This is a genomic window from Aurantimonas marina, from assembly GCF_017183135.1.
Classification (GTDB): Bacteria; Pseudomonadota; Alphaproteobacteria; order Rhizobiales; family Rhizobiaceae; genus Aurantimonas; species Aurantimonas marina.
In genome coordinates, this window is sequence record NZ_JADDXW010000004.1 from 198,277 (window position 1) to 213,232 (window position 14,956).

Consider the following 14,956-nt stretch of genomic DNA (forward strand, 5'->3'; position numbering starts at 1 on the left):
CGAGCGGGTCGATACGATAAGCCCGGGCGGCGGTCGTTCGACGGGGCGGCCGAGGGACGCAAAGCTGAGACAATCCGCGTTGACCCTATGAAACCCTCGCATATAGTGATCGAAAAAAGGACGGTGTAAAATAATATTGCACCGCAGTAGCAACGGCGGTGAATGGACTTCTGGTCCTGTGTCGTCAAACGGGAGGGACAGGAATGAACAGCTTCAAACTATTGAAGGGAACAGCCGCCGCGCTTGTCGTCGCCATCGGCCTTGCGACACTTGGTGCCACGGCCCCGGCCGTCGCCCAGATCAAGCTGGTCGGTGCCAGCCAATTCGACGAGAACCACGCCTTTACCAAGTCCATGCGCAAGTTCGAGGAACTGGTGAAGGCCTGCTATACCGACGAGCCGGTCGAGTTCGAGATGCATCTCAATTCCGAACTGGGCCTGGAGAAGGATTACGTCGCCTATATGAACCAGGGCTTGTCGGTCGACTACGCCGTGGCGTCTCCCGCCCATATCTCGACATTTTCGAACATGGCGCCGTTGATGGACATGCCCTTCCTGTTTCGGGATGAGGAACACTGGAACAAGGTGCTCGAGCAGGATTTGCTGAGGCCGATCGCCGACGACATCCTTGAAAAGGCCGACATTCGTCTCCTGGGCTATGCCGGCGGTGGTACCCGCAACGTTTTCGCCAACAAGCCGGTCACCAACATGGCGGAGCTCAAGGACCTGCCGATCCGCATGCAGGGTGCCCCGATCTGGACCAGCGTGTTCGACGCCCTGGGCGCTGCGCCCACGGTCATTGCCTATAACGAGGTCTACAACGCCATCCAGACCGGCGTGATCGACGCGGCCGAAAACGAAGCGGCTGGCGTCGAGCAGATGAAGTTCTACGAGGTCGGACCGGACCTCGCATTGACCAAACATGCGATCACCATCCGCCCGCTGTTCATCTCCAACAAGACCTATCAGCGGCTACCGGAGAAACTTCAGGGCTGCATTGACGAGTCCGGCGCGGAGGCGGGTAAATTCGGGCGCGACATCGAGAGCGGCGAGGATTCCAAGAAGCTGCAGGCGATGGTCGACAAGGGCTGGATCAAGACCCATGAATTCACCGAGCGCGACAAGATGCTCGAGGCGGCCAAGCCCGTGCTGGAGGCGTATGCCGAGGAACTCGGGGCGGGCGACGTCCTGAAGGCCATTCAGGACGTACAGTGACCGCGACCTGATTCAACCTGCCGGCGCCAGACGCGGCGCCGGCATCGGCATGTTATCGCTTCAACGCCCCGCTGGCGTTCAGCCCACAGGACAGTCATGACCCGCGTCCTCGACGCCATCCACCTCGTGCTCAGGCTGGCTCTGGGACTGCTCATCGCCGGTCTGCTGATACCGGTGACGGCGCAAATCCTCTCCCGCTTCACCGGCATCGTGCCCCGCTACATTTGGACCGAGGAAATCGCGCGGTTCTGCTTCGTCTGGATGATCATGGTCGGCGCCATGTGCGCGGTGCGGGACGGCACCCATTTCGACCTCGAAGTGCTGCCCGTTTCCGCCAACGCCAGAATCGAGGCGGCCAAGCGCATCTTCGTTCAGCTCATGATCCTCGCTGTCGCCCTGATCTTCATCTGGTACGGCTGGGACTTCATGCTGTTCGGCTGGTACCAGAAATCGGAAATCGCTGCCTTGCCGATGAATTGGATCTTCGTCGCCTGGCCCTTGACCGGCGTGGTGACGACGCTTTTCGTGGCTGAGAAGATCGCCAAGGAAATCGCCCTCGTCAAAGGTGCCGGAGTATGACGCCGGGCAGTGTCGCGAGCATTTTGTTCGGGCTTCTGTTTCTTCTCATCATCCTGCGTGTGCCCGTTGCGTTCGCCCTGGCGCTCGCCTGCATCCCGGTGTTCTTCATCGAGCCTCGCCTGACACCAGTCCTGGTGCTGCAGGAGATGTTCCGCTCCTACAATTCCTTCGTCCTTCTGGCCGTGCCGTTCTTTCTGCTCGCCGCAAATCTGATGAACGCTGCCGGGATTACCGACAGGCTGATCCGGCTGTCCCGCGCCATGGTCGGCCATTTGCCGGGCGGTCTCGGTCACGTCAACGTGGTCGTGTCGATGTTTTTTGCCGGCATTTCCGGCAGTTCGACCGCCGACGCGGCGGGAATCGGATCGCTATTGATTCCGCAGATGAAAAAGGAAGGGTTCTCCCCGTCCTTCTCCGTGGCGGTCACCGCCTGTTCCTCGGTGATGGGCGTCATCATCCCGCCGTCGATCCTGATGGTCATCTGGGGCGGTCTGATGTCGGTGTCGATTGGCGGTCTCTTCGTGGCCGGCATCCTGCCCGGCATCCTGATCGGGCTGGCGATGATGGTCGCGGTCTATGTCTATGCCCGCCGGCACGGCATGCAACCGCACGGCCGCACGACGCTCAAAGAGTTCGCCAGCGCCCTGGCGGGGGCGCTTCTGGCGCTGCTCACGCCGGTCATTATCGTCGGTGGCATCGTCGGTGGGCTGTTCACGCCGACCGAAGCGTCGGTCGTCGCCGCGCTCTACGCACTCGTTCTAGGCCTGGTCGTGTACCGCGCGCTAGGTCCGCGCGAGGTCGCTTATGTCTTTTACGACACCGGCCGGTTCGCGGCGATCGCCTTGTTCTGCATCGGCACCGCGAGTGCCTTCGGCTGGACCCTAGCCTATTTCAAGATTCCGGCTGCCCTGGTCAGCTATGTGCAGGTCATGAATCTGGGAATCGTGGAGATGGGTTTCGCAGTCGCGATCGCGTTCCTGGTCATCGGCTGCTTCATCGATGCCATTCCGGCGATCATTATCCTCGGCACGGTACTGTACCCGGTGACCCTGGAGGTCGGCATGCACCCGATCCACTTCGCCATGATCGGCATCATCAGTCTGGCTTTTGGCCTCGTGACGCCACCCTATGGGCTTTGCCTGCTGATTTCCTGTTCGATCGGCGAAATTCCGGTGAAGGCGGCGATGCGGGACGTCGCATTCATCCTGCTGCCAATGCTGGCCATTCTGGTGCTGATCGTGGTCTTCCCGTCCATCAGCCTGTGGCTGCCACGCCTGTTGTTGCCGCAGTTCGTCAACTAACCTTTCGTCGGGTGAAAGGCTCGAAACATTGGGCGATCGCGAGGATATCCCAATCCGCTCCAGCCGGGCCGAAGACCATCAGACCCGTCGGCAGCGATCCGGCGGCATACATCGGGATCGTTGCGGCGCAACCGTCAAGAAAATTGACTGTCGACGGATTGCGCAGAACCAGGGCGTTGAGCCGATCGTAGTCGGCCTCCACCTCTGCGATCAGTGGCGGAACGATCGGAACCGTCGGGGCGATGAAGGCGTCGAAATCCGCGGCGAGAACGGCGAAGGTGGCTTGTGCGGCGGAGCGCTCAACCCGCGCCTGCTCTTCCTCGCCGGGTGAGAAATCGATCGCGGTCATGATCCGCCTGAGCACCCGCGGATCGCCGACCTTCTTCAGTGCATCGAGATGATCGACGTGGACGCGGTGCGCTTCCGAGCCGACGATCACCCGATTGATCGCTCCGACCCCTGCGAGCGCGGGCAGGTCGACGTCGACCAGCTCGACGCCGTTTTCACTCAGAGCCTGGACAGCGAAGGCGAAGTCGGCGGCCACCTGCGCGTCGAGACCCTCGGTGAGCACGGTACGGATGACACCGATTCGCAAGCCCGTGGTTTTGCGCCTGGCGAATTCCGGTGGCGTCTCGCCGCTGAGGACGGCATGGACACCAGCACAGGTTCGAATGTCTCTCGCGAGGGGGCCAACGCTGTCGTAGGAATGCGCCAGAGGGAAGGCGCCGTCGAGCGGCACCTTCGCCTGGGTCGGTTTGAATCCTGTCAGCCCGTTGAACGCGGCGGGAATGCGAACGGAGCCGCCAGTGTCCGATCCGAGCGCGACATCGGCGAGGCCGAGCGCCACGCTGAGCGCGCCGCCCGACGTCGATCCGCCGGGTATCCGCGACGGGTCGTGGCTATTGCCGGGGGTGCCGAAATGTGGATTGAGGCCAACGCCGGAATAGGCGAATTCCGACATGGTGGTTCGGCCGAAGGGGATGGCGCCCGCCGATTTCAGGCGCGTCACGACGGCTGCATCCGCCTCGGCCGGCGCCCTGTCGGCCAGATAGACTGACGCCGCCGTGGTAATCTCGCCAGCCTCATCGAAGAGGTCCTTGATCGAGATGGTCAGACCGGCGAGGGGGCCTTGCAGCCCGGCGGGGTCGCAATCGAGCGCCTCCGCGGCGCGCATCACCCTTGCCGCATCGAAGCGGGTGAAAATTCGTCCGGCCGTCTCGTCGTGCAAGGCTTCGACCCGATCGATCGCCGCACCGGTTCGCTCGGTCGCACGGAAGACGAGGCGGCCGGAGAGACGCTTGAGCGGCGAGATATCTGTCACGGGAGAGTCCTTTTTCTTGGCGGCGGCAGACCAGGGACAGACGCAGGTCGGCGATCCCGCATTCGTCCTCGTCACGCCAAGGCGATCTCGATCGCTTTCACAGATTGTCGATCGCCGGCGACCCTATTTAACAAGCGGATCATGCCGATTTGCTCAATCGGCATGGTCCAGTCGGCCGCTCCCGCAGGTCCCACGGGCTCGGATCAGCTGTCGAACCGGCCCGAAGCGTGGGCAAGCATGGTGTAGACCTTGCCGGTGTCCGACGTGAGATAGGTCCTTGTGAGGTTGTTCTCCGGATCCTTCTTCGCGATATCGCCGAGCAAGGTCTCGAAGTCTGAAAGGTAGCGGTTTACGGCCTTTTTGAACTCGGTGTCGCGCTGATATTTGCGACGAATCTCGTCGAAGGTCTGCTGACCCTTCATCGTATAAAGGCGGCGTGTGAAGACGTTGCGTTCGCCGCTGCGATAACGGTCCCACAGCTCGACCGAAGCCTTGTGGTCGATGGCTCGTGCGATGTCTACGGACAACGAATTCAAGGAGTCCATGACCGAGTCCGGCGAGCGGGCCGCCTGCGTCGAGCGCGCTGCCGGTTGCTGTTCCTCCGCGCTCAACGCGGATTTATCGTCCTGTTCCTCCTCGCGCGAAGCGCGGCGCAGAAGGTCAGAGACCCAACCGCCCGAACGGCCACCAGCCGCCGGAGTAGCTGCTGCCTCGTCTGCCTGTGCTGTCGGACGCACTGGTGACACAGCGTCGCTCGGGCGAGATTCGGCGGAACGCATCTCGACGGACTTCGCCGGTGTGGTCCCCGTGCGGTCTGGCACATCGAAGTTCGAGCCGCGCAGATCCCGCGCCAGATTACCATCGGTCATGAAAGATGCCGCGATCTGTTCCTCGACCTCCCGTTCCTGCTCTTCCGTCAGCTCGGCATCTGCGGACGGCTGCGTCGCCTGCGGTTCCACCTTGCGCTTAGCGCTGGTCCGTTGCGGAGCCGCCGCTGCGGGACGCGTGGGTGCTGTGCCGCGGGTCGATACGTCGAAGGCGCGGCCGGATTGCGAGACGACTTCGGAAAGATCGCGCAGCGCCCGGATCTGATCGGAGACCGCCCGCCGCATCGCCTCAGTACTTGTGCGTGTTTCTTCCGGCAATTCGACGACACCGCGTTTGATCTCGCTGCGGGCCGCTTCGAGCTCTTGGCGTATCTCGGCGGCGGTGCGGCGCATTTCATCGGTCGCGCCTTCGAAACGCTGGCTCGCGTCCTCGATCACCGACTGGACCGCGTCGCGCATGGCCTGGGCCGTAGCGCGCGATCTCTCTTCCGCTCCCTGCATCTTGCGATCCGCCTCGCCGAGCGTCTCGCCCACCTCGGAAGAAAGTCGCGTCGAGATCAGACGGGAGCGCTGTTCGGTCCGATCGAACAGGCCGTCCATCACCTCTTCGAAGGAACGCATCAGCGCACCGATTTCCTCGGAGCGCTTTACCAGCCCCGCTGAGAGTTCCTCGATGCCGCCATGGCCACCTTCCAGGGTGGAGCGCAGAGTGGCTTCGCTCGTGTCGATGAGTTGCACGGCCTCGGCAAGTACCGCTCCGTGCTCCTGGAACCGGTCGGCGATGCTGGCGACTTTGGAGAACGCCGTCATTGACAGCTTGTCGAGACGCTCGACATTGCTTTCGAGAAGGCGTGAGGACAGCGAGATCGAATTGGAGGCCTGCTCGGCGCCCTGGGTGAAGCGCGTTCCGGTTTCCTGCAAGGTTGCGTCGATAGCGCCGAGATTGTTCGCCGTTTCCTCGACGAGCCCGCGTAGCGAACCGCTTGTCTGCGACAGGCGGCTGATCAGGGAGCCGACCTCGCGCTGGAGTTGATCGCGCATATCGGCGACGACGCCGACCGCAGTTGCCGTCTTCTCGTCGAGAGCGCCGAGGATCTCGTTGGAGGATTGATTGAGACTGTCGATCGTCTCGCTGGCCCGCCGGCCGAGCGCGGCGACGAGGGCGGCATTCTCGGCCCGCAGGCGCTCGGAGGCATCGCGGGTGCTGTGTTCGAGCAATTGGGCGAATTCGGATCCGTTCTCGCCAAGGCGATCGAACATCGGCCGGGCCTCTTCGTCGAGAATGCGCGAGATATCGGCGGTGCGCGCGCTCAACAGAGTCGTCAGATCGCGGGTTTTGGCATCAAGTTCTTCGCCCATCATCTGGGCCCGGATTGCGATGGCCTGCTCTGATTGAGACATCCTGTTCGACAGATCCTCGCCAACCGCCCCGGCACTTTCCAGAAGTTGCTCGCGGGCGCGCTCGGTCTCGACCCGGATCGCGCTGGAGATCGAGGCGAGATGGTCAGCCAGTTCTCTGGCCCTGACCATCATCTCCTCTCGCGCGCCGTCGGCATCGCGAAGCAGGCTTTGCGATGCGTCCGTGACCTCGCCGCGCAATTGCGAGGCAACGTTCATGACGCCGTCACGCATCGACTGCGATGCATTGGCGAGTTCGCTGCGGATCAGCTCGGTTGCGCCGGAGAGTTCGCTGCTGAGCGTGTTCGAGCTCAACATCTCGGACAGGCGCTCCGAGACAACGGCAAGCTCCTCGGCAAAGCGCTGCGAACGCTCCTCGAGCGTTTCCGCAACACGGTCTGTCTCCGTGCGTAGCTGGTACGAGGCGCCGGACAGGCGGCGCGCAAAGCCTTCCGTGTCTTCTCGCAGCGCGACTGTCGCGGCGTCGGTCATTTCACGCATCGTTGCCGAGGCGTTTTCGACCTGGCTCGCGATTTCACCGGCGTCAGTGACAAACCGGTCGCGGCTTTCGCCGCCCGCCGAGCGAATCCGCTCGCTCGCCTCCCCGATCTGCGCCGCGAAGCTCTCGGCGTTGCGGGTCAACTGACCCTCGACCGACGTGGTGATCCCAGCCAAGCTGTCGACGAGGGCCAGACGCTGTTCCGCAAGGTCTTCGCGCACGCTCTGTCCCTCTTCGCGCAGACGGCCCGACAGGTCGGCGATCGTCCTGGCGAGTTCGTCCGCTTCGCTGGCGAACCGCGTGCGCGATTGCTCCGACAGTGAACGGATCACTTCCGCCGCGCCGCCGATATTTTCGGCAATCCGACCGCCTTCGCCGACGAGGATGGCGCTGGCCGCGGCCGAGCGGCTCGCCAGATCGTCGGCCAGGGCGCCGAGACGCTCGGCAAGACGGTCGGCTTCGCCGGCGATCTTGATGCGGGCCTCTTCTCCGGACGCAAGGAACAAGCGATCGATGCCGGCGACGCTTGCGGAAATCTTGCTGCCTTCGGCTTCGAGGCTGTCACGGGCACGACCGGCTTCCTCATTCAACGCGGTGGTCGCCGCCGTCACGGTCTGACGCAACGATTCCGCGATCATCGACGCGCGGTTGTTCAGCGTACGCTCGACATTGCCGAGACCCCGCTCGAGCGCGGCGGAGATCGCGTCGGTCCGTTCGTCCAGCGCGCCGGTGAGAGTGGTCGAACCGGTTTCCAAAGCCGATACGAGATCGTTACGCCGAAGCTCCAGGGACGAGGATACGTCACCGACACTTTGCTCGATGGCACGGCGGACGTCGTCGGCGCGGTCTCCGAGTGTCGCTGCGGCGGATCGGGCGGCTTCCTCAACGACCGTGGCGAGGCTATCGCGGCGCTCTTCAAGGACAGAAGCGAGACGCAGATCGGCATCGAACAGCGCATCGCTGATCCCTTTGACGCGATCCTCGATCGCTGCGGCGATCGAGGCGCGGCCGGAATCGAACTCCTCGCCGATCCGAGCGGTGCGTTCGTCGAGACCGGACAGGAGCGATCCCTGCGAGCCGTCGACAATGGCGTGAATCGCCGCCATGCGCTCGTCGAGACCATCGACCAGAATAGTGCGCGCCTCCTCGACGATGCCGCGCAGCGCGGCCGTCCGGGCATCCAGCCCTTCGCCGACGCGCATCACCCGATCGCCGATTTCGTCGGTGATGATCCGGGTCCGTCCGTCCAGATCACCGATCAACGTCTCACGACCTTCCGCCATAACCGAGCGAATGGTCTCGAAGCGGCCGTCGAGTTCGTCGCGCAGCGAGGTCGCGACGCCGTCGGCGGCATTTTGCAGCTGCGCGGTCCTTTCATCGAGACCCCCGATCACAGTCGCAAGAGCGCTCTCGATCGCGGCGAGTTGAGACCCTGCACTGACGGCGATGCGGTCTCCGAAGTCCTCGGTTCGCTGATCCATTTCGCCGCGCAGACGCTCCGTGCTTCTGTCGACGTCCCCGACGATCGCAAGGCGCGAATCCTCGATGACGGTCCTGAGCGACAGGACGCGTTCGGAAAGCTCGTCGGCAACACGGCGCACGGCGTCGTCGAAGCCGCCGGAAATTCCGGCAATTCGTTCGTCGAGGGCGGCCAGAAGCGCGCTGTGGCTCTCTTGCGAAGCCGATCGCAGCACGCTTGTTCGTTCATCAAGCGTCGTTCGAATAACTTGATGGCGGGTATCGAGCGCGGTCAAAAGTTCTTCTTTCGACGTGTCGAAATGCGTCTGACCAGCCACCATGCGGTCTTGGAGACCGGTGTTGAGCGCGCTGGAGCGCTCATCGATATCGGCGATGAGGCGTCCGGCCTGTTGTTCAAGACCACCGATGAAACGGGCCGATTCCGACGCGAGCGAGTCGTGGATGTGGCCGACCCGATCGGATAGGAGGCCGGCGATGACCTTGATGCGTTCGTCGAGACCCTTGGCCAGGGTTCCCTCACTCGCGCCGATGAGGTCTTCCATGCGAGCAACGGTTTCCTCAATGGCGGTGGTCAGGCTGGAACCCCGCTCTTCGAGGTTGCCGAGCAGACTCTGCTGCGCGAAAGCGAAGGACGCATCGAGATTCTCGCCATGAGAGGCGATCGTCTCTTCGAGCGCGCCGGCCCGGCCGTCGAGCGCCGCGCGGACGCCTTCCGCCCCGCGTTCGATCGAGGCCTCGATTTCGTCCCGGCGTTGTTCGAGCAAGGTCTCGAGGCGAGCGGCCGTCCGCTCTAGGGCTGCGTCCATCTCATCTGCCCGTTGCGCGATATTGTCGACGCGGCTGTCACTGGCCAGATCGAACGCCAACAAGCGATCGTCGAGCGTGCCGGCGAGCTTGCCCGTTCGCTCATCCATCAGCCCGTCGAAGCCGGCGAGGCGATCATCGAAGAGAGCGCGCAATTCGCTCGTCCGTGCCTCGAGCGCCATCTGTGTCAGCGCAACCGCATCGCTGGCTTTCATCGAAAGATCCGAATGGCCGGACTGGAAGGCCTCGACAATCTCGCGCGTCCGTTCGGAAAGCGCGCCCGCGAAGTCTTTGGTGCGCGTCTCCAAAGCCGCGGTGATGCGATCGGTTGAACGCTCGATCGCATTGGCCCGCTGTTCGATGTCGTTGACCAGCGACCCCCCTCGATCGGCCAAGGTGCGATCGATCGACGCGATCCGATCGTCGAGATCGCCGATGGTCCGGCTGTTGGCGTCGGCGAGAATTTGGCTAGCCCGCTCGGTCCGCTCGCCGAGACTGGTATCGAGGACCTCCAGGAAGCGCCCGGATTCTTCGTCCAATTTCCGGCTGCGCGATTCGACGCTTTCGGTGAGATTTGTAAGGAACAGTCCGTTCTTTTCGCCGATCTCGCGCATCCGCTCCTCGAACGCGCCATCGAGGCTTGCCAGGAAGGTTTCTCCGTCCATCGCCATGCCGATCGCCCGGTCGTCCAGAAGGCTGGTGAGGTCGGCTAGGAATTTCTCACTGTCGGCGGCGAGTGTTTCGCCACGTGATTTCAACAGGCCAGTGGCCGCGTCGCCCGACGCGACGAGGCGGCTCTCGATGTCGTTGCCGACAGAAGCAAGCTGTTCCAGCAGTTCCGATGACCGGTCCTTGATTTCAGCCGTCCGGCCTTCCAGCAGGCGTCCGACCTCTTCGCCGGTCGCACTCAGCCGTTCGCTCGCCTCGTCACCGGCCTGTGTCAGTCGGGCGATCAAGCCCTCGCTATTAGCGGCGATACCCTCGCTGGCCAGACGGCTGCGCTCATCGAACATGGCGATGAAATTCTCGCTGCGCTCGACATATTCACGGGCAAATGTCTCGCCCCGCTCGTCAAGCAGCCTTGTGAAACGCTGGGATGCCTCTTCGATTCGCTGCAGGATGTGCTCCGACGTCTGATCGACGTCCTCGACGAGCCGCTGATGCGAGCCCACGACCGAGGAGCGGAGATGTTCGGCGTGCGACAGCATCGCTTCACGCTCGGTTCCAAGATCCTGGACGAGCGTGCGAATCTTACCTTCGTTGTCGGCATAGGCCCGCTCAAGAGCGCCGACCTCAGTGCTGATGATATTTTCCAGATCGGACGTGCGCGAGAGGGCACGCTCGACGCCCTCGCCGAGAGCGGCAACCTCGCGACGAACCGCCTGACCGACGCTCATTACCCTTTCTGACGCAACAGTTTCTGGCTCGGCGAGGCGCAGCGCCACTTCGGCCAGCGAACGGCTCGTAAGGCGCAAGTCGGCAGCCCGGCGGATCATCACGGCGAAGGCGAATATCAACATAACCGGAACAACGGCGACGGCCGTCAGCAGGAGCAGGTCACGCTGCCGCGCCGGGCTCCCAAGGCCACCGGAAAGCGCGACGAGATCGATGCCATAGAGGCCCGAAGCCATGAAGCCGATGAAGCCAATCCATGCGATCGAAACGGCAAGAGCGACCCAAATCGGAGCCCTTGAGGCGCGTCGGTCGAGCAGCGCCTGAGCCATGACGGTCGTGCGCCGCTGCTCGTCGTTGGCGGCGGACTGGGCATAAGCCCGCGGTGTTTCCGCGCTCCGAAGCGCGGACGGTCCGGCACTTGCAGGCTCGCCGGCCTGTGGACGGTCCGCGTGAGCGCCACTCTCGCGGGAAGATTTCGCGCTCGAATCGGAGGCGGTCTTCGACGGTGTTGCAGCAGCCTTGGCGGGAGTCGCGCTCACCGCAGCTTTCGCCCGGGCACCGCCGACCAGGTCGGAAACCGATGCACGCCTTGCTCCACCGGAGTTGTCGGCGTTCTCTTCCGTTCGCAGGCGGCCCGCCGTTTCATTGATCTGCCGCTCGAAATCATCGAGCGAAAATTCGACCTTTGTCGCGTCGGCGAATGAATTTTCCTCAAGATGACCTGAGGCCTCCTTCAGATCGTCCGAAATGTCCTGTTCCTCGAAATCGAGACGAAGCGCCTCTTCGATTTCATTGACCGCGTCGTCGGTGAGCTGGTCGAAAGATTTGGTCTTGGACATCGCTGTCGCGCCTCAATACTCGTTACTTCGGATCCGTCACGACGGTTGCCGCGTTGGCGCAAGACAGGAGCGCCCGACCGATGCGGCATGCTCGTATAGCCGGTCGACCGAAGGGGGCCGACAGGTAGTTTCGCATGCTTCATGCTAGTTAGCGAAGCCGCTGAAAGAAACTGTAAAACCGCCCGATACGTACAAGTTTAAACATAAGGTTAACGATCTGGCGAGAAATGCACAGGATTTTTGCCGGAGGCCGAGGGCGTAGGGCTTGCGCCGCAGCCGAACCGGATCATCGCGACCGCTGCAGGCATCGAATCTTTCAAAGGTTTTAAGGTTGTATCCACCTTATTTTCCGATGTTGGAGGCCGCGATAAAAAAGTTAGACCAGCGTAGGCGGTCGAGTCGCGGTCTCTCGTTTCCGGAGAATGAGTATGGCAGCAGTCACACTGCAGATGGAAGAGGGTTCGGCCATCGAATTGGCAGGAGATGCGGCTCGATGTCCCTCGGGGCAGCGGCCAATCGATCTGGTGCATCTCGCCCGCCAGACGTCGGGCGATCGGAAGCTTGAGGCCGAAGTGCTTGGACTTTTGATGCGGCATCTTAAATTGTTCGATGAGCGCTTGGAATTCGCTACCGAAGACGAATCGCGATACATTGCGCATGCGCTCAAGGGGGCGGCCCGTAATATCGGGGCCTTTCCGCTTGCCGACGCGGCCCAACGCTTCGAGCGCTCGGTTCTCGACGGCGATGCCGTGGCCGTCCTGCGGTCGGAATTGAAGGAGACGGCCCGGTTCGTCCGCTCGCTGCTCGGCTGACGAAACACGCCCTCGCACCGCCGTCTTGTTGCACTCCTGTTGACTTTCGCCAGCGCCGAACTTTAACCAAACGCATGATCGTGGCGGAGCCCGTTCAGTTCGAAGGCTGATGCGATCTTCCGGACGTTAGCCGCCCTTTGGCGGGCGTTTCTCGACCCCCCGTGAGTTTGCGGGTTCGATCCTATCCTCCCGAAACCGAGAGCAGAGCGTTGCAGGCATGACAAAGATCACCTTCGTGGCCCCTGATGGAACCCGTTACGATGTCGATGCGCCAAACGGCTCGACGGCAATGGAGAACGCGATCAAGAACGGTGTCCCGGGGATCGAAGCGGAATGCGGCGGCGCCTGCGCCTGCGCGACCTGCCACGTCTATGTGGACGAAGCCTGGACGGAAAAGACCGGCGAACCCGAGGCGATGGAAGAGGACATGCTCGACTTCGCCTACGATGTGCGGCCGAACTCGCGGCTGTCCTGCCAGATCAAGATCGGCGACGAACTGGACGGCCTCGTTCTGACCGTGCCGGAGCGCCAGGCCTGAACAGCGGACGCGTCCCTTCGAGCGGACAAGCCAACGGAGACATGTTTCGATGCAACGCGTTAAGACCGATGTCGTGATCGTCGGGGCGGGTCCCGTCGCGCTGTTTGCCGTATTCGAGCTCGGGCTCTACGATCTTAAGTGCCATCTGATCGACATTCTCGACCGACCCGGCGGCCAATGCGCGGAGTTATATCCCGAAAAGCCGATCTATGACATTCCCGCCTGGCCTGTAATTTCCGGCCACGACCTCACCGAGAAACTGCTGCAGCAGATCGAACCGTTTCATCCGACCTTCCACTTCAATCGCATGGTGACCAATCTGGAGCGGCTGGAGGGGGGCGGTTACCTGGTGACCACTGACGAAGGCGAGGAATTCGAGTGCAAGGTCGTGGTCATCGCGGCCGGCGGCGGCTCGTTCCTGCCCAAACGGCCGCCGGTGCCAGGCATCGAGGCCTATGAAGGGACCAGCGTCTTCTACTCGGTGCGTCGCATGGAAGAGTTCCGGGGCCACGATGTCCTCATCGTTGGCGGCGGCGACTCCGCGCTGGATTGGACGTTGAACCTGCAGCCGATCGTGAAAAGCCTCACCCTCGTCCATCGACGCGACCAGTTTCGCGCGGCGCCCGACAGCGTCGCGAAAATGATGGCGTTGCGCGAAGCGGGCAAGGTGACATTCCAGATGGGGCAGGTGACGAGCATTCTCGGCGACAACGGCGTCATGCAAGGCGCCATTGTCAAAGGCCCTGACGGGAATGTCGAGGTGATCGCCGACCGGATGCTGCCGTTCTTCGGTCTGACCATGAAGCTCGGACCGATCGCCAACTGGGGGCTGAACCTTCACGAAAATCTCATTCCCGTTGACACAGCCAGATTTGAGACGTCCGAGCCCGGCATTTTCGCTATCGGCGACATCAACTGGTACGCTGGCAAGCTAAAGCTGATCCTATCCGGTTTTCACGAGGCCGCACTGATGACGCAGGCGGCAAAACGCATCGTTCACCCCGACGACCGGGTGGTGTTTCAGTACACGACGTCATCGACCGACCTGCAGAAGAAGCTGGGCGTGGGCGGAGTGAGATAGGTGCGGGCGGGGCAACCCATTATCGATCTCGCGCGACCCCACAAGCGATAACCGTCGCGAGGCCGCGGATTGCCTCGCCCTTGGCCCCCGAGCAACCGCAGATCTTGATCCTACCCGTCGGCTTCGCCCCGCAGGTTACGATCGAGGGCGCGTCGGAGCCGGAAATTGACTTCGCGACCTTCGATCGTGTCGAACTCGATCTGAGCTCGCTCGTGGCCGGCAAGATAACGTTGCGTGACCGTGTTTACGTGCATTTCCATCTCGGCGCAGGTTCGTTCTGTCCGCAGATTTCGGACCGCCATTTCCATCCGTTTAAGCCATGTCTTGGCAATGGCGGCGTGCTGGTTCTCATGACGTTTGATGTCCGCCTCGAGAGTCCGCCAGACTAACACCGTTTGCGGGGAAACCCGCTTGGGTGGTGTCCATTTCGGTAATGTGATGTGCAGCGTGAGCCCCAAATTGGCGCGGGCGACGGCACAACCTTTGGCAATCTTCTTGTATGTCACCTTGCCATCGAATTTCACCTCGGTCGCACCGGGGTGACGAAGACCGGTTTCAGCGACATAGGGACCCTGTCGATTGAGGTCCTCGTCCAATTCGGCGAGCGTTGAGCCGCGGACGGCGAAATAGCTGGTTTCCTGACTAACCGATCCGGCAATGGCGACGCCGGTCCATAGCCAGGCTAGACCCAGCACGATCGATCCCATCCCCGCGCGCATTGCACAGATCCTTTGCGACAAGAAGTTCGTAACGGCTACGCTATCCGATCGTGGGCACAACACAAGCGCTGCCGATCGGCCGCCATGATTCATCGTGTTGCGAGAGGCCAGTGCGAACGGCTGCGCCCGGCCAACCGTCCGTCCGAAATC

Annotated in this window: 9 protein-coding genes; 6 read left to right on the top strand and 3 right to left on the bottom strand. The window is 62.4% G+C overall.

The window, feature by feature from the left end; all coding sequences use genetic code 11:
- Window positions 1–203: 203 nt before the first annotated feature.
- From ING15_RS06860 to ING15_RS06870, 3 genes are all read left to right on the top strand, one after another.
- Complete coding sequence (locus ING15_RS06860; RefSeq protein ID WP_206454040.1) at window positions 204–1,214, top strand: TRAP transporter substrate-binding protein; 1,011 nt, start codon at window positions 204–206, stop codon at window positions 1,212–1,214.
- Window positions 1,215–1,310: 96 nt separating this feature from the next.
- Window positions 1,311–1,793: a TRAP transporter small permease gene (locus ING15_RS06865; RefSeq protein ID WP_206454041.1), complete on the top strand. Its 483-nt coding sequence runs from the start codon at window positions 1,311–1,313 to the stop codon at window positions 1,791–1,793.
- A complete protein-coding gene (locus tag ING15_RS06870) occupies window positions 1,790–3,094 on the top strand; it encodes a TRAP transporter large permease (protein ID WP_206454042.1) in 1,305 nt (434 codons plus the stop codon). The genes ING15_RS06865 and ING15_RS06870 overlap by 4 nt, the downstream gene beginning before the upstream one ends.
- Here the strand turns inward: ING15_RS06870 and ING15_RS06875 are convergent.
- Window positions 3,087–4,415, bottom strand: a complete 1,329-nt coding sequence (locus tag ING15_RS06875) for an amidase family protein (protein WP_206454043.1) — start codon at window positions 4,413–4,415, stop codon at window positions 3,087–3,089. The genes ING15_RS06870 and ING15_RS06875 overlap by 8 nt on opposite strands.
- Window positions 4,416–4,618: 203 nt before the next feature.
- Window positions 4,619–11,656, bottom strand: coding sequence for an apolipoprotein A-IV repeat region-like domain-containing protein (locus tag ING15_RS06880; protein WP_206454044.1), 7,038 nt, complete (start codon window positions 11,654–11,656; stop codon window positions 4,619–4,621).
- A 428-nt stretch (window positions 11,657–12,084) separates the two neighbouring features.
- On the opposite strand from ING15_RS06880, the gene ING15_RS06885 reads away from it, so the two are divergent.
- The 3 genes from ING15_RS06885 (at window position 12,085) to ING15_RS06895 (ending at window position 14,087) form a co-directional block, all read left to right on the top strand.
- Window positions 12,085–12,468 carry an Hpt domain-containing protein gene (locus tag ING15_RS06885; RefSeq protein ID WP_206454045.1) on the top strand — a complete coding sequence of 128 codons (384 nt, stop codon included), beginning with the start codon at window positions 12,085–12,087 and terminating at the stop codon, window positions 12,466–12,468.
- 217 nt (window positions 12,469–12,685) lie between these two features.
- A complete protein-coding gene (locus ING15_RS06890; RefSeq protein WP_206454046.1) occupies window positions 12,686–13,006 on the top strand; it encodes a 2Fe-2S iron-sulfur cluster-binding protein in 321 nt (106 codons plus the stop codon).
- A 49-nt stretch (window positions 13,007–13,055) separates the two neighbouring features.
- Entirely contained in the window at window positions 13,056–14,087 is a 1,032-nt protein-coding gene (locus ING15_RS06895; RefSeq protein ID WP_206454047.1) for an NAD(P)/FAD-dependent oxidoreductase, read from the top strand.
- 110 nt (window positions 14,088–14,197) lie between these two features.
- Here ING15_RS06895 and ING15_RS06900 read toward each other — a convergent pair whose 3' ends face one another.
- Window positions 14,198–14,806, bottom strand: a complete 609-nt coding sequence (locus ING15_RS06900; protein WP_206454048.1) for a DUF922 domain-containing Zn-dependent protease — start codon at window positions 14,804–14,806, stop codon at window positions 14,198–14,200.
- Between the last annotated feature and the right edge of the window lie 150 nt (window positions 14,807–14,956).